The sequence below is a fragment of the Bacteroides sp. 2201st1_D9_2201SCRN_220225 genome, assembly GCF_040928965.1.
Lineage (GTDB): Bacteria > Bacteroidota > Bacteroidia > Bacteroidales > Bacteroidaceae > Bacteroides > Bacteroides stercoris.
This window is the reverse complement of the sequence record NZ_JBCODG010000004.1, coordinates 1-17,648: the sequence shown is the minus strand read 5'-3', so window position 1 is coordinate 17,648 and position 17,648 is coordinate 1. Positions and strand designations below refer to the sequence as shown.

Genomic DNA, 17,648 nt, shown 5'->3' with positions numbered 1-17,648 from the left:
TTCCCCTTTGTCTGGCGGTTGCATCTCAAAGGTTCATCCCGGGCAAGGCAGCCGGTAACACAAGCAGGGCGGTCCGTCGGAGTCCACGTAATAATTTCACATTTTCTGTGTTTCTTTCTGTAAGGCTTCCTTCAGCGTCTGCTTGTCCAGTGTTTTCTGTTTCGACATGAGCAGCTGCAGGGCGCAGCGGCGCACCACGTTGGTTATGGAAAGAAAGGTAAAAATAATAAAAGAATTGATTCGCTTCAATAAAAATCCAGTTTTTTTCATATCGGACATTATACCTTTGTTGTTTCGGGTATATTAAAAGGCGTGCCATAAGAAACTTTACAAAAGTATTAGGACACAAAATCAATCTTTTCTATGCAGATATATGCTGAACTGATTAACCCAAAGGTCGGAGAAGATACGGACAAAATTTTCGATAAGATTAGTTTCATATATCGCTTAGCTAATTAGAAATGTATTCTACATAGAGATACACTTGGCACAAAAAACATCGTAAGATATATAACTTGATGCAATCCTTTCCGCACAGCCATGCAAGCGTCGGAACAAACAGGCGGGATATTTGACGTAACTTGTGCACCGCTTATCAACCTGTGGGGATTTGGCTTTACAAAGTTTGACAGCATCACTCCGCAACTCGTAGACAGTATCCGCCACTTTGTAGGCTTCCGAAAAGTGCATTTACAGGGCAACCGTGTGATGAAAGACGATCCCCGCATCCTGCTCAATTTCTCGGCGCTCGGCGGCGGTACTATCTGTAACATAATCGCGTGTTTGTTCGACCGCAAAGGCATATCGAACTATATGATAGACATCGGCGGCGAAATGATAGCGAAAGGAAAGAACCCGCAAGGGTGGAATTGGTGCATTGGCATTGTCAGACCGAAGGATGACAGTACCGGAACAAACTCCGAGCTTGAACAAATTGTGCAACTGTCGGAACGGCTGGGACTCGCAACTTCCGGCAACTACCGTAATTTCTATCTGAAAGATGGAAGGAAATACGCTCATGCCATCAATCCGATAACAGGATATCCGGTTCAAAAGGATATATTGAGTGCTACAATTATTGCCCATCAGTGCATGCTTGCTGATGCCTATGCAACGGCCTTTATGACGTTGGGGAGTCGCAAAGCCCGTCAGTTGTAGAAAGAGCATCCGGAAATTGACAATTTCATTATCTATACGGACAGTTGCGGAAACTACCGGACAGAGTACTCGCCGCGAATGAAAAGGTATCTGGCAGATTAATGTTTTCTATATTCCTGCGGAGTAGAGCCGGTGAACCGTTTAAAGAATTGGGTGAAGAACGCCGTATTTTCAAATCCCAGCGAATGGGCCATCTCCTTTACGAACATATACGCAATTACTTCGGCGTGAAAGTGACAAAGGGAGTCGCTTTCCAGTTTATGGTGAACAACCTGTTGAGCAAGGAGTGCGGCTATCGTTCGATAACATTCATGGTGAAATTGGATATTACTTTTTAACAGTAGAAGGATAATAACCAGGAGCCGTAATGGAGAGATTACTTTCGTTACGACTCCTTTCGCATGCCGTCTGCATGATTTTAACGTCTCAACTCTCTTATTCACAGTCGTTAGACCATGTGTATCGCATTCCACATCATTGTATAAAAAATGCCCATCAGACATTTGCATTATGCAATATGAATAATTCATAAGAGTCTGTTTTACAGTAATATGATAAATATCCATTTATTTGGCACGGTGATTGTCTATTCTTTAGCGTAAGACGATAAGATGTTTAACAATTTAATAATTAGCATTATGAAAAAGGTATTGTTTGCAGTAGCACTGGTAATGGGATTAGGTAGTTCAGTAGCATTCGCTAACAACATGGCATCAGATGTTGAAATCGTTGCAATGGTGAACGAGTTTAAACCGATTGATATAAAGGAACTCCCGCAGGCAGTTCAGGACGCCATCAAGAAAGACTATGCTGAATCCACCATTAAGGAAGCAGCCGTAGAAGTGGCAGAAGATGGCGTAAAGACTTATAAAGTAACTTTGGTTGATGCCGTCGGAACCGAAAGCGTTGTGTTTTTCAACGAAAAAGGTGAAATGCTGAAATAATTCTGAATGGTTATTTAGGATAACAGTTACATTTGCACATAAAATAAACAAGGCTGTCTCAAATAAACTTTGGGATGGCCTTTTTTGTGTCTGCAAAAAATCGGGTAAGCCCTAACTTCGCTCAGCCAGAACTTGCCCATCTCCCTATTTTTTTGTATCTTAGGGCATCAAGTAAGATATCCCAAAGATAATGTTTAAAAGTTACACATCCAACGATAATCTGCTTTTACCTCCATGTTTAGGCGATTTTATTCCCCGGAATGATCCGGTCCGGGTTGTTCACCGCATCATTGAACAGATAAACCTTGAAGCACTTTACCGTAAGTATTCCCCTAAAGGCTGTTCTGCGTACCACCCACGCATGATGCTTCAGATTCTTGTCTATGCATTTGCGTAATATCTATTCCAGCCGTCGCATAGAAGAGTTCTGTCGTAATGACATACGCTTCATGTGGCTTACCGGCAATGTAACTCCTGACCATAATACCATCAACCGTTTCCGCAGCAGCCGGCTAAAGGATGTGCTGAAGACGATATTTGCAACCATTGTAAAGTTTCTCGTGGCGGAAGGTTTTGTAAGTCTGGATGTGGCCTGTACCGACGGGACGAAGATGGAGGTGAACGCCAACCGTTATACGTTCGTCTGGGGGGCAAATCTATACATACCCGCATATCCAGAATCGCGGAACAGCTTGAGGAGATATGGCAATACGCCGAGTCCCTCACCAAGCAGGAACTGCGTGACTCCGCTCCGGTTGCCTATCAGGATATCACCCCGGAGAAAGTGGAAAAGGCACTCGGGCAGATAGATGATGCCCTGAATGGAGTGGATGCTGACAAGAAGATGAAAGCGAAGGTAAGACGTGTAAGGAAGTCATGGCCTGAACAGCTCAAGAAATATGAATCGCAGGGAAAGATACTTGACGGACGTAACAGCTACTCAAAGACAGACAATGATGCTACTTTCATGCGCATGAAAGATGACCATATGAAGAACAGACAACTCAAACCCGGATACAATCCCCAGTTCAGTACCAATAAACAGTTCATTCTGAACTATACCATCCATCAGTGTTGGGCGATACCTCCACCTATCCTCTGCATATGGATGATTTCCATTCCCTCTACGGCAGATACCCTGACGTGTCTGTCTGTGATGCCGGATACGGAAGTGAAGAGAACTATCTGTATGCTTTCAGACATGGCATTGAAACCTTTATAAAGTACAATTATTTTCATAACGAAGAAACCGACGGCATGTATTGTCCTATGGGACAGAGAATGGAAAGACTCTCCGATGCAAGGCGGGTAACAAACAACGGTTTTGTGCAGACCATATCAAGATACAAGGCACGTAACTATAAGGGCTGCCCGTTAAGATGCCGGTGCTACAGAAGCCGCTCGGAAAGGATTGTACAGGTAAATCACCGTCTGAGGAAAATCAAGGAAAGAGAACGTGAAAAGCTACTCTCTGATGAAGGTCTGAAATATCGCAGTCAGCGACCACAGGATGTGGAAGCCGTATTTGGAAACCTCAAGAACAACAAGCACTTCAAGAGGTTCCATCTTCGTGGATTTAAGAAGGTTGAAATTGAGTTCGCCCTGCTAGCCATAGCATATAATCTTGCAAAAGTAGCCTCTTAGGAGGCTTATGGCAACGAAAAAGCAGTTTGAAAGGATGAAATCTTCAAAAGTAAGTTTGTAAACACCTCTTTTGAGACGCCTCTCCTTTTTTAGTAAATTTGTATCTGTCTAATTTTTAAGCCCCTATATCCATACTCAATCTAACCAAACATCGCATGAAGTGGTACTGCTTCATCCAAATGCAACTGATAGGCACGTTCGTACATTATTTTGTGCTTGATTTTATCGTTATATCCATTGCAGCCATTATCTGTAGTCCATTTGTATCCATGACCCATTACAGACAGGCGTTGTTCAGTATGACTTATTTTTCCTCCCTGGTGTTTTTTATGGAGTATGCATTGTGCATTTTGCGGCACCGGCCAAATATCCGGATAGAGGCATAAACCGTGCACGATGGAAATATATTTTTTCATTCTACGGTTTGTGGACTCCGTGACCATTTTCCCTTATATGTTAACCTATATGTATTGGGATACGAATATTGTCCATGCCATTATCCTCCTTTACATTTTTATTATTGTCAAATAGATAAGATACTCACGGAAGAGTGGGTTATGGCCTATACTGCCTGCGGCATCATGGTCTGTTTTTCTGCTTGTACTATATAGAGCTTAATGTACAGCTTGAGGATTTCAAAAAAATTGTGACGGGCTTTGGCAGGCAGTAATTCTAAGACTTTTAATGAAGAAAAATTAAGCCACCCCTTAAAAAAGGAGATATTTCCTTTGAAAGAATTCATTTCTTTTATTACATTTGTATTAGTCTTTTAAAAATAGAAGATTTATAGTAAAGCGTTAAGGCATTATCCAAGTTCAGGAAATCCCCAATTTCGAAACAACAATTGGATAATACATTGGACGCTCCACGTACTATTTATATAGATTTTTGTTATATATAGGCGTGGGGCTTTGTGTATTATATGTTGTTGAGTATGGGGATACTTCTGAACGGTAATACCAAAGTTCCCACGCTTAACTTTATATAAACACAACTCCAGGGAACAGGGTTAGCTTATTATAAACATTATGAAAGCAACTTGTTTTAAAAGCGAGACAACTGTCTCCAACGACTTCCCCCCTTCGTTTGTTACTGTCTTTTGTGGAATATTCTATCCTTTCATTTCCATCCTGTCTCTTTCGGGACATACCGTTCATTATCATACAAATTACATGCCAAGACACTTTTCTGCCTTCTCCTTCTATGGTACTAGATAATAGTAACTCCCCCTGTCACACAGAGGAAGAACTTTGGTTGCAGGTACTTTCTCTATCAAGAGAGTTGCAGGACTGTAAAGCTAGTCTGCACCATAATACTTTGGACTGTATTTCCGATAAGATTGAAGGAATAGAAAGAGAACTGGATATCTTATTGGATATTCTGCAAGGAAGACAAGACAAAAAGACACCATAGCACTATTTTTTTGTGACAATTTGTCTATGCGGATAAGTATCCTATTATTTAAGCCTCGTTTAAGAATTCCGTTTTATGGGTTACCCACAATCGAATGGAATTTTTATATACAGGGAATAACACATAATATTAGTAATGGATTTTCAATATTCAGAGTAATAATGGATAAACGAATAGAAAACGCCATGAATGAGTTGATCAATACAGAAATATGGTCAACCGGTTTATACCTGTCATTGCAGGTCTATTTTGAAGATGAACGGCTTCCAATACTTAGCTCCTGGCTAAACTCCCAAGCACAGGACAATATGAACAAGGTTTATCAGATGATGAATCGGATATGCCATGATGGAGGATGTGTTGCAATCAATGAAATGAAACGGGATACACATGAATGGACAACGCCATTGAATGCCCTGAATGAATTGCTTGAACACGAGCAGTACATATCATGTCAGGTAAACACATTTCTCATATTATGCCGGAATGTGAACATGTCCTTCCATTCTTTCATCAGCGGGCTGTATGCAGACCGTATATATGTAAGTACGGTATTTATGGAATTATTACGTATCCTCGCCAAGGAAAACGAACGGAGACTACCTTATTTTTGACGGTATGGATTTAAGATTGATATTCTGCAAAATTTAATATTGCAGAATGCTATCTGGTATGTTTTTTGCAATATAATAATCGACAATAAAATATATGTCATCATGGATATATTTGTATATATAACATTGTGTTTCACTTCGCTATTCACCTTGATGGACCCGCTTGGAGTGATGCCGGTATTCCTGCAAATGACTGATGGAATGGATACGAAAGAACGCAGATGTATCGCCTTGAAAGCATGTACCATTGCATTTATCATATTAGTCCTTTTTACATTATCGGGCAGGTTCCTGTTTCATTTTTTCGGCATCTCAACAGACGGATTCCGGATTGTGGGAGGTATCATCATCTTTAAAATCGGATATGATATGTTGCAGGCACATTTCACCCATGTGAAACTGAATGAAACTGAACGAAAAGAATATTCCAAAGATATAACCATCACACCTCTTGCCATTCCGATGTTATGCGGTCCGGGAGCGATTTCCAGTGGAATAACATTGATGGAAGATGCTTCGGAATATACTTTCAAAATAGTATTGCTTGGCGTAATCGCTTTGGTCTGCATTCTTTCATTCTTTATTCTGTGCGCGTCCACCTAGCTTTTAAAAATCTTGGGAGAGACGGGAAACAATGTAATGATGAGACTGATGGGACTTATTCTGATGGTGATCGCCGTGGAATGTTTTATCAGCGGGATACGTCCGGTATTAATTGAAATTTTGAAACAAGCCCATGCTTGTTCTTAAAGAAGAGAGATAATTTGGATTTATTATTAACATTAAAAGTTTGATTCGTCATGACTGAAAAATTGCAAAATGCCCTGAATGAGCAAATCACAGCAGAATTATGGTCTGCCAACCTGTATTTATCGATGTCTTTTTATCTGGAAAGAGAGGGCTTTTCCGGAATGGCTCGCTGGATGCAGAAACAATCTGCAGAAGAGATCGGGCATGCATATGCCATTGCTGAGTACATGATTAAGCGTGAGGCAACCCCGAAAGTGGACAAGGTCGATGTGGTTCCACAAGGTTGGGGTAACCCTGTTGAAGTATTCGAACATGCTTTGGAGCATGAAAAACATGTTTCCAAACTGATTGATGAATTGGTACAGGTAGCATCCGAAGAGAAAGACAATGCCACTCAGAACTTCTTGTGGCAATTTGTTCGTGAGCAGGTAGAAGAAGAAGCGAATGTACTCAATATTGTTAGTCGGCTAAGGAAAGCCGGAGACAGTGCTATCCTTTTTATGGATGCAAAACTGGGTGAACGGGAGTCACAAACCAGAATAATCAATAAAAATAAATAAGATGAAAATAGTAGATTTATTGGGAGGACAGGCTGAGTACTACCTGAACCATACATGTAAGACGATAGACAAACAACTTATCCATATTCCGGGACCGGATATGATAGATAAGGTATGGATGAATTCCGACAGGAATATACGCACCTTGGAGAGCCTACAAGCCCTGTACGGGCACGGGCGTCTGGCCAATACCGGGTATGTCTCCATCCTGCCGGTGGATCAGGGGATAGAACATTCTGCAGGAGCGTCTTTCGCCCCCAATCCGCTTTATTTCGATCCCGAAAACATCATAAAGCTGGCCATTGAAGGAGGATGCAACGCCGTGGCATCCACATTCGGAGTTCTGGGAGCTGTGGCACGTAAGTACGCCCATAAGATTCCTTTCATCGTGAAGTTGAACCATAACGAGCTGTTGACTTATCCGAACAGCTACGACCAGGTAATGTTCGGTACGGTAAAAGAGGCATGGAACATGGGTGCTGTAGCTGTCGGCGCTACCATTTATTTCGGTTCGGAACAAAGCCGCCGCCAGATAGTAGAAGTGTCACAGGCTTTTGAATATGCCCACGAACTGGGAATGGCTACTATTTTATGGTGCTATTTGAGAAACAGCAGCTTCAAAAAGGATGGAACCGACTATCATGCCGCTGCCGATTTAACAGGACAAGCCAACCATATCGGGGTTACCATCAAAGCCGATATCGTGAAGCAGAAGCTCCCATCCAATAACGGCGGTTTCAAGGCTATCGGATTCGGAAAGACAAACGAGCGTATGTATTCGGAACTGACCACTGACCATCCGATAGACCTTTGTCGTTATCAGGTGGCGAATGGCTATATGGGACGTGTCGGATTGATCAACTCGGGCGGGGAATCCCATGGGGAATCCGACCTGCATGATGCCGTCGTAACGGCAGTAGTAAACAAGCGTGCAGGTGGTATGGGGCTGATCAGCGGTCGTAAGGCTTTCCAGAAACCGATGAAAGACGGAGTTCAACTTCTGAACACCATTCAGGACGTATATCTGGATTCTTCAATAACCATTGCATAAAGGAGAAGTATCCATGAAAAGAATAGTGTTATTACGTCATGGCGAAAGCCTATGGAACAAAGAAAACCGTTTTACCGGATGGACGGACGTGGATTTAAGCGAGAAAGGAGTCGAAGAAGCCTGCAAGGCAGGCGATGCATTACGGGAGGCCGGATTTTCTTTTGAGGCAGCTTACACTTCTTACTTGAAACGTGCCGTAAAAACGTTGAACTGTGTCCTGGACCGGCTGGATGAAGACTGGATTCCGGTTGAAAAGACCTGGCGGCTGAACGAGAAGCATTACGGCATGCTTCAAGGACTGAATAAGAGTGAGACGGCGGTCCAATATGGTGAAGAACAAGTACACATCTGGCGAAGAAGCTATGACGTGGCTCCCGCTCCGGTAGGCAAAGATGATCCCCGTAATCCGGGCATGGATATCCGCTATGCCGGTGTGCCAGATAGGGAACTTCCCCGTACGGAATCCCTGAAAGATGCTATTGGGCGTGTCATGCCTTACTGGGAATGCATCATCTTTCCCGCATTGATGTATAAGGACAGCCTGCTAGTAGTCGCCCATGGCAACAGCCTGCGCGGAATCATCAAGCATCTCAAAGGGATTTCCGATGCGGATATTTCCAACCTGAACCTGCCTACGGCGGTTCCTTATGTCTTTGAATTTGACGACAGACTGGTTCTTGTCAAGGACTACTACCTTGGAAACCCGGAAGAGATACGGAAACGGACAAAGGCTGTAGCTGAACAAGGTATGATCAGACGATAAAAGTCAGTCAATCAGACTGGATTGTATTGTCTTTTTGAATATTTTATTTATTAACAATTTAAAAAAGGAGGTAAAAATGGTACCTGTAAAAACAAACTCAAACTGGTTGCCGAGTATTTTTAACGATTTCTTCGAGAATGAGTGGCTGGCAAAAACGGGAGTTACGGCTCCTGCCATCAATGTCATTGAGAATGACAAGGACTACAAGGTTGAAATGGCGGCTCCCGGAATGACAAAGGATGATTTCAAGGTGAATGTTGACGAGAACAACAACCTGACAATCTGCATGGAAAAGAAAGAAGAGAAGAAGGAGGAGAAGAAAGACAAGAAGTATCTCCGCCGCGAATTCTCATATTCCAAGTTCCAGCAGACCATCCTGCTGCCTGAAAATGTGGAGAAGGATAAGATCTCCGCAAAAGTCGAACACGGGATTCTGTCCATTGAAATCCCGAAAATGAAGGAGGAAGAAAAACAAAAAACTTCCAAGGCTATCGAGGTTAAATAATTCCAGATCTGGAATGTCGTAAGGTCGGACAGGCTTTTCTTGTTCGGAAAAGCCGTCCGACCTTTAACAGACACTTCCGGAACAGGGAACCGGCACAACCGATGAAGGAATTCAATTTTGAAAAAAAAACTACTTGGCGTACAGGACGAACTGTTCCGTTTTGCGTACAAACTGACAGCTAACAGGGAGAAGGCGGAAGACCTGTTGCAGGATACCCTGCTCAAGGCAATGCTTCACAAAGAAAGTTACAACAAGAACACGAATTTCAAAGGGTGGCTGTTTATCATCATGCGCAACACGTTTATCAACGGTTACCGGGCGGAGGTCGGTCATACCCGCCTGTACATATCCTCCGATCCTGCATATTATTCGCGGATCATGGACGAGTCCCGTAGAGAGGAGGTGGACAAGAACTATGACCTGGAAAAGATACGTAATGCCATCAAAAGTGTACCGGAGTCACATTTCATACCTTTTGAGATGTACCTGTCAGGATTCAAATACCGTGAGATAGCGGAAAGAACCGGCGTGAGTTTGGGAACTATAAAGAGCCGTATTTTTCACTGCCGGAAAAAACTGAAAGCTATATTGGCAGAATGAAACAAAACAAGAACTGAGATAGATGAAAAAAGATGAATATATAGGAATTCTGACTTCCGGAGGGGACGCTTCCGGAATGAATGCGGCTATCCGTGCCGTGACCCGCGCCGCTATTTTTAACGGATTTAAAGTGAAAGGAATTTATAGAGGCTACGAGGGGCTGATTGCCGGTGAAGTGAAAGAACTCACTACGGAAGACGTAAGCAGCATTATCCAGAGGGGAGGTACCATACTGAAAACAGCCCGCTCCGAGACTTTCATCACTCCCGAAGGACGCAAGAAAGCTTATGAGATCATACAGAAAGAGAACATCAATGCATTGATAATTATCGGTGGAGACGGTTCCCTGACGGGATCCCGGATCTTTGCGGAGGAGTATGATGTGACGTGCATAGGATTGCCCGGCACCATTGACAATGATCTGTACGGCACCGATTTTACCATAGGATATGATACGGCCCTGAACACCATCGTGGAGTGTGTGGACAAAATCCGGGATACGGCCACCTCGCACGACCGCATTTTCTTTGTCGAGGTGATGGGGCGTGATGCGGGCTTCCTGGCACAAAACAGCGCAATAGCTTCCGGTGCTGAAGCGGCCATCATTCCGGAAGACCGGACGGACGTGGACCAGTTGGAAACATTCATCGGACGTGGATTCAGAAAGACGAAAAACAGCAGCATCGTAATTGTGACCGAAAGTCCTGAAAACAAGAATGGAGGTGCCATGTATTACGCCGACCGGGTAAAGAAGGAATATCCCGGATATGATGTCAGGGTTTCTATCCTGGGCCATCTGCAACGGGGTGGCGCTCCGAGTGCCAATGACCGCATACTGGCAAGCCGGCTGGGTGAAGCCGCAATCCAGGCCTTGATGGAAGGCCAGCGAAATGTTATGATAGGCATACGGAACAACGAGATTGTTTATGTTCCTTTTGTCCAGGCAATCAAAAAGGACAAGCCTATTGACAAAAGCCTGATCCGGGTCCTTAACGAATTATCGATCTAAAATAACCGTTAATATGTCAGAAGTTGCTCCTTTAATATCGGATCTTGCCATAATTCTGATTATTGCCGGTATTGTAACCGTCATTTTCAAGTGGCTGAAGCAACCGGTCATATTGGGCTACATTGTAGCCGGTATTATGGCGGGTCCTTCCGTTTCCCTGGTCCCGACTGTTTCCGATCCTGCCAATATCAAAATATGGGCGGACATCGGTGTCATTTTTCTGCTGTTCGCGATGGGACTGGACTTTTCGTTCAAGAAATTGATAAATGTGGGCATTACGGCTATCGTTGCCACTGTCACTATTGTATGTGGCATGATGTTCATAGGCTATACAGCGGGGAATGCAATGGGGTTCTCCCACATGAGCAGTATTTTTCTGGGTGGAATGTTGTCCATGTCGTCCACAGCCATCGTATTCAAGGCCTTCAATGACATGGGACTTCTCCAACAGAAATTCACCGGCATTGTCTTGGGGATTCTTGTCATCGAAGATCTGGTGGCGGTAGTGATGATGGTTATTCTTTCCACGTTGGCGGTAGGCAAACATTTTGAAGGGAAGGAGATGCTGGAAAGTATATTGAAGCTGGCCGCTTTCCTGATTTTCTGGTCGGCATTGGGCATCTATCTGATACCTACCCTGCTGAAGAAGATACGCCGTTTCACCAGCAACGAGATTTTATTGATAACCTCTCTGGGACTTTGCCTGGGAATGGTGATGATTGCGACAAAAGCGGGATTTTCTGCCGCATTAGGAGCCTTTGTCATGGGGTCCCTGCTGGCAGAGACCGTTGAAGCGGGAAAAATCGCACATATCGTACAGCCGGTAAAAGACCTGTTCGCTTCCATATTTTTCGTGTCGGTGGGAATGATGATCGATCCTGCCATGATGTGGGAATATGCTGTCCCTATTCTCACCCTGACATTGCTGGTACTGTCCGGCCAGGTACTATTCGGGAGCTTTGGTATCCTGCTTTCCGGCCAGCCGTTGAAAATCGCCATACAGTCCGGCTTTTCACTGACACAGGTCGGTGAGTTCGCATTCATTATCGCATCTTTAGGCGTCAGTCTGAATGTCACGGACAAGTATCTCTATCCGGTCATAGTGGCCGTATCTGTCATAACGACTTTTCTTACCCCCTATATGATACGGCTTTCGGAACCTGCATACCGGTTTATAGACAGCCACCTGCCTGAATCCCTGAAAGATTATCTCGTACACTATACGTCCGGGGCAATGACTGTAAAACACCAGGGTACTTGGCATAAACTGATCCGGTCTATGCTGGTGTCTGTCACACTCTATCTAGTCGTATGCGTTTTTTTCATCACTTTATATTTTTCCTATGTACATCCTTTGATTAGGAAAAGTCTGCCGGGAATGGAAGGGAACTTGTTGGGCTTCGTCATCATCTTTCTTGTCATATCCCCGTTTCTGTGGGCCATCATCATGAAAAAGAACAATTCAACCGAGTTCCGTAAACTCTGGACGGACAACAAGTTCAACAGAGGGCCTTTGGTATCAATAGTACTTGTCAAAATACTGATCTGCACGATTATCATGATGAGTATCATTACCCATCTTTTCAATGTTGCCTTGGGAGCCGGGCTGGTAGTCTCTTCCATTATCATTGCCGTCATTTATTTTTCCAAGCGGATCAAGAAACGGTCGCTGACTATAGAGAGACAATTTATGGCAAACTTTCAAGGGACGGATGGGAATGGACTTTCTACAGAAAGTGATACAGGCTCCACCCTTGGCAGCAATATCCCGTTCAAGGAATTACATTTGGCGGATTTCACAGTATCCCCTGATTCCATATATGTGGGCAGAACATTAAAAGAAAGCAGACTACGCACCTTGTTTCAGATAAATGTGATTTCAATCACCCGTGGAGAAAAACGCCTGGATATACCACAAGGGGAAGAACATCTCTATCCATATGACAAGGTTACGGTCGTAGGTACGGACCGGCAGTTGGAAAGCTTCCGGACATCCATGGAACAAAAGGAGGTAGAAAGGAACGGGAACGAAACATCCTTGCAGGATGAGATGGAAATAGGGCAATTCCCTGTCGAAAGAGGTTCACCATTGATCGGAAAGACGATCCGGGAGGCGGACATATCGGATAGCATCATTATCGGAATAGAGAGGAGTACCGCGAATATTATGAATCCAGACCCTGATACAAATTTCAAGGAGAATGATACGGTATGGATTGTCGGTAAACGAAAAATAATAAAAGGATTGAATAAAGATTAGAACTTATTTAATTTAATATAAAATGTCATGGAATATTCAAGTTATAATGTAAATACCCCTCAATGGAGGGAGATTACAGTAGGTTCACATCTTCCTGCAGAACTGCGGAAGCTTGCAGAAATCGCACATAATCTCTGGTGGACATGGAATGATGACGTAAAGAAACTGTATTGTGATTTGGACCCGGGACTTTGGAAAGAGGTGGAACAGAATCCGGTATTGTTTCTGGAGCGGATAAATTATGAAAAGCTGGTAGCGCTGGCACATGATGAGAACTTTGTCTATAAAATGGATGCCGTCTATTCCGCCTTCAAAAAATACATCGATGTGGAACCGGACCACCAGCGCCCGTCAATAGCTTATTTCAGCATGGAATACGGCTTGGATGAAGTTCTTAAGATATATTCCGGTGGTTTGGGAATGTTGGCGGGGGATTACCTAAAAGAGGCGTCGGACAGCAATGTGGACCTTTGTGCCATAGGACTTTTGTACCGTTACGGTTATTTTGACCAGTCGCTTTCCATGGACGGCCAGCAGACAGTCAATTATAAAGCGCAAAATTTCGGGCAGCTCCCGATTGAAAAGGTAATGCAACCGGATGGGAAACAACTGGTAATCCACGTCCCCTATGCCGACAGTTTTGTGGTACATGCCAATGTTTGGAAAGCCAGTGTGGGGCGTATCCCCCTTTATCTGCTGGATACGGACAATGAACTCAACAGCGAGTTTGACCGCCCTATCACTCACCATCTGTATGGAGGTGACTGGGAGAATCGGCTAAAACAGGAAATTCTGCTTGGCATAGGCGGGATGATGACGCTGAAAGCTTTGGGTATAACGAAGGATGTATATCACTGTAATGAGGGGCATGCCGCATTGATCAATATCCAGCGGCTTTGTGATTACATAAATGGCGGCTTGAATTTTGGGCAGGCCATGGAGCTGGTACGTGCTTCCTCACTTTATACCGTACATACTCCCGTACCCGCTGGTCATGATTATTTTGACGAAGGGCTTTTCAATAAATATATGAAGGGATATCCTGGCAAGTTGGGTATAACCTGGGATAACCTGATGGATCTCGGGCGTCACAATCCGGGAAACAAGGAGGAACGTTTCTGCATGTCTGTCTTCGCCTGCAAGACCTGCCAGGAGGTAAACGGCGTCAGCAAGTTACATAAATCGGTATCCCAGCAAATGTTTGCGCCGATCTGGAAGGGATACTTCCCGGAAGAGAACCATGTGGGTTATGTAACCAACGGGGTACATCTGCCTACCTGGTGTGCGGCAGAATGGAAAAAGCTTTTCAAGGACAATTTTGATGAGAACTTTTTCTGTGACCAGTCCAATCAGAAAATCTGGGAGGCTGTCTATGGCATCCCAGATGAAGAGATATGGAATACCCGGTTAAAACAGAAAGCAAAATTGCTGGACTATATCAAAAGCAAATGCAGCAAGGACTGGCTCAGGAGTCAGGTTGATCCGGCATTGAGCGTTTCCATTTTTGAGAGATTCAATCCCGATGCCCTTCTAATAGGTTTCGGACGCCGTTTTGCTACATATAAGAGGGCTCATCTTCTGTTCACGGATATAGACCGACTTGCTAGGATCGTGAATAATCCGAAATATCCGGTACAGTTCATCTTTGCAGGCAAAGCCCATCCCAATGACGGTGCCGGGCAGGGACTGATCAAGCAAATCGTGGAAATATCCCGGCGCCCGGAATTTTTAGGTAAAATCATATTCTTGGAGAATTACGACATGGACCTGGCGCGCCATCTTATCTCGGGTGTGGATATCTGGATGAATACCCCTACGCGGTTGGCAGAAGCTTCGGGTACGTCGGGCGAGAAGGCATTGATGAACGGTGTGCTTAATTTCTCCGTGCTGGACGGTTGGTGGTATGAAGGATACCGCAAGGATGCCGGATGGGCACTGACCGATAAAAGTACTTATCAGAATGAACAGTACCAAAACCAGCTGGATGCCGAAGCCATCTATTATTTGTTGGAGCATGACATCCTGCCACTATATTACGAGCATGGGGGGAAGAACTATTCGGAAAACTGGGTCAAGTATATCAAGAACTCAATCGCACAAATCGCTCCCCATTTTACCATGAAAAGACAGTTGGACGACTACTATGACAGGTTCTATAACAAGCTGTCAGAGCATTTCCATATTCTGGCAGCCGACAACTTTGCGAAGGCGAAAATGATGGCTGACTGGAAAGCAAACGTCCGGAGCAGATGGGATGCCATAGAAATCAAATCCATAGAGGCTGGGAATGGGCTGAATGCCACGGTTGAAGCCGGAAAGGAATATGAGGTGACGGTTGTCGTTGATGAGAAAGGCCTGGATGACGCAATCGGAATAGAATCGGTCATTATCAGGCATGAAGGCGGTCAGGATCACATATATGAGGTAATTCCCCTTTCGTCAGTTTCCAAGAATGGGAATTTATATACCTTTAAGGCGACATCCGGCATTTTCAACGCCGGAAGCTTCAAGCAGGCCTTCCGTATGTATCCCAAGAATGCTTTGTTACCTCACCGGCAAGATTTCTGTTATGTACGATGGTTTTAATGAACAGTAAAAGGAAATGCAAAAACAACGTATGAGCGGGCAAAATCAAAAAACAGATAAACGGATAGCATGGCCGATCATCATCATGAACTTCACGGGAGTGTATGACTACGAGGCGTTTGCCCGGAACAATAAGTTTATATGGTTGGACTGTCGTCATCTTTATGGTACAGAGGGCTACTGTGACAGGGATGGTACTTTGGCTTTGAAGCGGATGATTGCTGATTATCCGGCGGAGGGAGTCCATTTCATCGATTCAGGCAATTATCATTATTTGACTAAATTCTGGACAGACAAACTCGAAACTCCGTTTTCGCTGATTGTGTTCGACCACCATCCCGATATGCAGCCACCGTTGTTTGACAACATACTTTCTTGCGGAAGTTGGGTAAAGGATATATTGGACCATAACAACAACTGCAAGAAAGTAATTATCGTAGGTGCTTCAGACAAACTGATACAGGCTGTGCCGAAAGGATATGAAAGACAAGTCCGGTTTTACAGTGAAACTACGCTCATGCACGAAGAGGGTTGGCAGGACTTTTCTTCCGGACATATCAACGGGCCGGTTTACATTTCCATAGACAAGGATGTCTTGAATCCGGCTTCGGCAGCAACAAACTGGGATCAAGGTTCTCTCAGCTTATGGGAATTGGAGAAACTGCTGGCTGTTATTCTTCAGAAAGAACAGGTAGTGGGCATTGACATCTGTGGGGAATGCTCCACAACACTCAATCTTTTTGAAGAAAAACGGGAAACCATCATGGATAGCCGGGCAAACAAAGAATTGCTCAGACTTATCCGGTCATCCTCCGGCCTTCAATAGAATTAGTTTTTTCTTGTTATTATAATTTATCATATAAAAATAATTTAGCTTTATGAAAACAATTGTTCGAAGAATTGGGCTTGTTGCACACGATGCAATGAAAAAAGACATGATAGAGTGGGTTCTCTGGAACTCGGAACGTCTGATAGGACATAAATTCTATTGTACGGGTACAACCGGTACACTAATTAAAAAAGCCCTTGAAGAAAAACATCCTGAAATCAAATGGGATATCACAATCCTGAAATCTGGTCCTTTAGGAGGTGACCAGCAAATTGGTTCGCGGATCGTAGAAGGAGAAATAGACTATCTGTTCTTTTTTACAGATCCGATGACACTACAGCCGCACGATACGGATGTGAAAGCATTGACCAGACTGGCTGGAGTTGAAAATATTGTTTTCTGCTGTAACCGTTCGACTGCGGACTACATTATTACGAGTCCCTTATTCACTGACCCAACTTACGAACGTATTCACCCGGATTATACCAATTACACGCAGCGTTTTGAAAACAAGGGAATCATATCTGAAGCAGTGGAGCAAGTGAAAAAGCGGAGGAATAAAAGTGAGAATAACATTTCCAAATGAACTGTAATAAGTAGTAGCATATTTATAAGGCTATCTAAGAAACAAGTTGTTTACATCTTTCAGAACTGGTATCTACTGAATGGTAATCTGCGAAGGTGTGTCAAAATGCACACCTTCATTATTTTACGTACAAAGCCCCGACTTTCACAAGCTGGGGCTTTGTTATTACCTAAAGATTCTGTATCTTTAGGCATAAGAATTTCACTATGACAAAGATACATTTTCGTCCTTACATTCCCAACCAAACCGTTCTTTTTCCTCAAAGAATTGATGAGGATATTGCAGAAAACGATCCGGTACGCATGGTTGACGCCCTGGTTGAGGGCTTGAATCTTGAAAGTTTCAGAAAGCTGTATAAGGAATGCGGGCGCAGCCC

The 17,648-nt window shown here is 43.9% G+C and carries 15 protein-coding genes and 6 pseudogenes; 18 read left to right on the top strand and 3 right to left on the bottom strand.

The genetic code is table 11. The features are described from left to right. Positions 1-25: 25 nt before the first annotated feature. Positions 26-319: a hypothetical protein gene (locus tag AB5903_RS01840; RefSeq protein ID WP_008669914.1), complete on the bottom strand. Its 294-nt coding sequence runs from the start codon at positions 317-319 to the stop codon at positions 26-28. On the opposite strand from AB5903_RS01840, the pseudogene AB5903_RS01835 reads away from it, so the two are divergent. Further along, a pseudogene (locus AB5903_RS01835) lies at positions 268-459 on the top strand (site-specific integrase); the annotation flags it as partial. The gene AB5903_RS01840 and the pseudogene AB5903_RS01835 overlap by 52 nt on opposite strands. Before the next feature lie 81 nt (positions 460-540). Further along, positions 541-1,158: an FAD:protein FMN transferase gene (locus tag AB5903_RS01830; protein ID WP_118207477.1), complete on the top strand. Its 618-nt coding sequence runs from the start codon at positions 541-543 to the stop codon at positions 1,156-1,158. A gap of 98 nt (positions 1,159-1,256) precedes the next feature. Here the strand turns inward: AB5903_RS01830 and AB5903_RS01825 are convergent. After that, a pseudogene (locus AB5903_RS01825) lies at positions 1,257-1,361 on the bottom strand (helix-turn-helix domain-containing protein); the annotation flags it as partial. Positions 1,362-1,796: 435 nt separating this feature from the next. Here AB5903_RS01825 and AB5903_RS01820 point away from each other — a divergent pair. Both AB5903_RS01820 and AB5903_RS01815 read left to right on the top strand, forming a co-directional pair. Further along, positions 1,797-2,102 (top strand): hypothetical protein, encoded by a 306-nt coding sequence (locus AB5903_RS01820; RefSeq protein WP_005859437.1) that lies wholly within the window; start codon positions 1,797-1,799, stop codon positions 2,100-2,102. Between the two features lie 190 nt (positions 2,103-2,292). After that, positions 2,293-3,746, top strand: a pseudogene (locus tag AB5903_RS01815) (IS1182 family transposase). Positions 3,747-3,886: 140 nt separating this feature from the next. Here the strand turns inward: AB5903_RS01815 and AB5903_RS01810 are convergent. Further along, positions 3,887-4,162, bottom strand: a complete 276-nt coding sequence (locus AB5903_RS01810; protein ID WP_229532318.1) for a hypothetical protein — start codon at positions 4,160-4,162, stop codon at positions 3,887-3,889. Positions 4,163-4,949: 787 nt separating this feature from the next. Between AB5903_RS01810 and AB5903_RS01805 the strand changes: the two genes are divergently transcribed. From AB5903_RS01805 to AB5903_RS01740, 14 genes and pseudogenes are all read left to right on the top strand, one after another. Continuing rightward, positions 4,950-5,159: a hypothetical protein gene (locus AB5903_RS01805; protein ID WP_005654431.1), complete on the top strand. Its 210-nt coding sequence runs from the start codon at positions 4,950-4,952 to the stop codon at positions 5,157-5,159. Between the two features lie 161 nt (positions 5,160-5,320). Then, positions 5,321-5,773, top strand: coding sequence for a ferritin-like domain-containing protein (locus tag AB5903_RS01800; protein WP_008777875.1), 453 nt, complete (start codon positions 5,321-5,323; stop codon positions 5,771-5,773). A 102-nt stretch (positions 5,774-5,875) separates the two neighbouring features. After that, positions 5,876-6,523: pseudogene (locus AB5903_RS01795) on the top strand (MarC family protein). A 50-nt stretch (positions 6,524-6,573) separates the two neighbouring features. Next, positions 6,574-7,083 (top strand): ferritin, encoded by a 510-nt coding sequence (locus AB5903_RS01790; RefSeq protein WP_005654442.1) that lies wholly within the window; start codon positions 6,574-6,576, stop codon positions 7,081-7,083. A gap of 1 nt (position 7,084) precedes the next feature. Continuing rightward, positions 7,085-8,134 carry a class I fructose-bisphosphate aldolase gene (locus tag AB5903_RS01785; RefSeq protein ID WP_005654447.1) on the top strand — a complete coding sequence of 350 codons (1,050 nt, stop codon included), beginning with the start codon at positions 7,085-7,087 and terminating at the stop codon, positions 8,132-8,134. Positions 8,135-8,147: 13 nt separating this feature from the next. Beyond that, positions 8,148-8,897 carry a 2,3-diphosphoglycerate-dependent phosphoglycerate mutase gene (gpmA, locus tag AB5903_RS01780; RefSeq protein ID WP_272710016.1) on the top strand — a complete coding sequence of 250 codons (750 nt, stop codon included), beginning with the start codon at positions 8,148-8,150 and terminating at the stop codon, positions 8,895-8,897. A 76-nt stretch (positions 8,898-8,973) separates the two neighbouring features. Further along, positions 8,974-9,402, top strand: a complete 429-nt coding sequence (locus AB5903_RS01775) for an Hsp20/alpha crystallin family protein (RefSeq protein WP_005851963.1) — start codon at positions 8,974-8,976, stop codon at positions 9,400-9,402. A gap of 101 nt (positions 9,403-9,503) precedes the next feature. Then, positions 9,504-10,002, top strand: a pseudogene (locus AB5903_RS01770) (RNA polymerase sigma factor). Between the two features lie 22 nt (positions 10,003-10,024). Continuing rightward, positions 10,025-11,011, top strand: a complete 987-nt coding sequence (gene pfkA / locus AB5903_RS01765; RefSeq protein ID WP_005654454.1) for a 6-phosphofructokinase — start codon at positions 10,025-10,027, stop codon at positions 11,009-11,011. 13 nt (positions 11,012-11,024) lie between these two features. Further along, positions 11,025-13,271 carry a cation:proton antiporter gene (locus AB5903_RS01760; RefSeq protein ID WP_118399641.1) on the top strand — a complete coding sequence of 749 codons (2,247 nt, stop codon included), beginning with the start codon at positions 11,025-11,027 and terminating at the stop codon, positions 13,269-13,271. A 27-nt stretch (positions 13,272-13,298) separates the two neighbouring features. Next, a complete protein-coding gene (gene glgP / locus AB5903_RS01755) occupies positions 13,299-15,857 on the top strand; it encodes an alpha-glucan family phosphorylase (RefSeq protein WP_016662426.1) in 2,559 nt (852 codons plus the stop codon). 16 nt (positions 15,858-15,873) lie between these two features. After that, positions 15,874-16,683, top strand: a complete 810-nt coding sequence (locus AB5903_RS01750; RefSeq protein WP_005825802.1) for an arginase family protein — start codon at positions 15,874-15,876, stop codon at positions 16,681-16,683. Positions 16,684-16,735: 52 nt separating this feature from the next. Continuing rightward, positions 16,736-17,272: a methylglyoxal synthase gene (locus AB5903_RS01745; protein ID WP_368117625.1), complete on the top strand. Its 537-nt coding sequence runs from the start codon at positions 16,736-16,738 to the stop codon at positions 17,270-17,272. A gap of 206 nt (positions 17,273-17,478) precedes the next feature. Then, positions 17,479-17,648 (top strand): annotated as a pseudogene (locus AB5903_RS01740) (IS1182 family transposase); the annotation flags it as partial.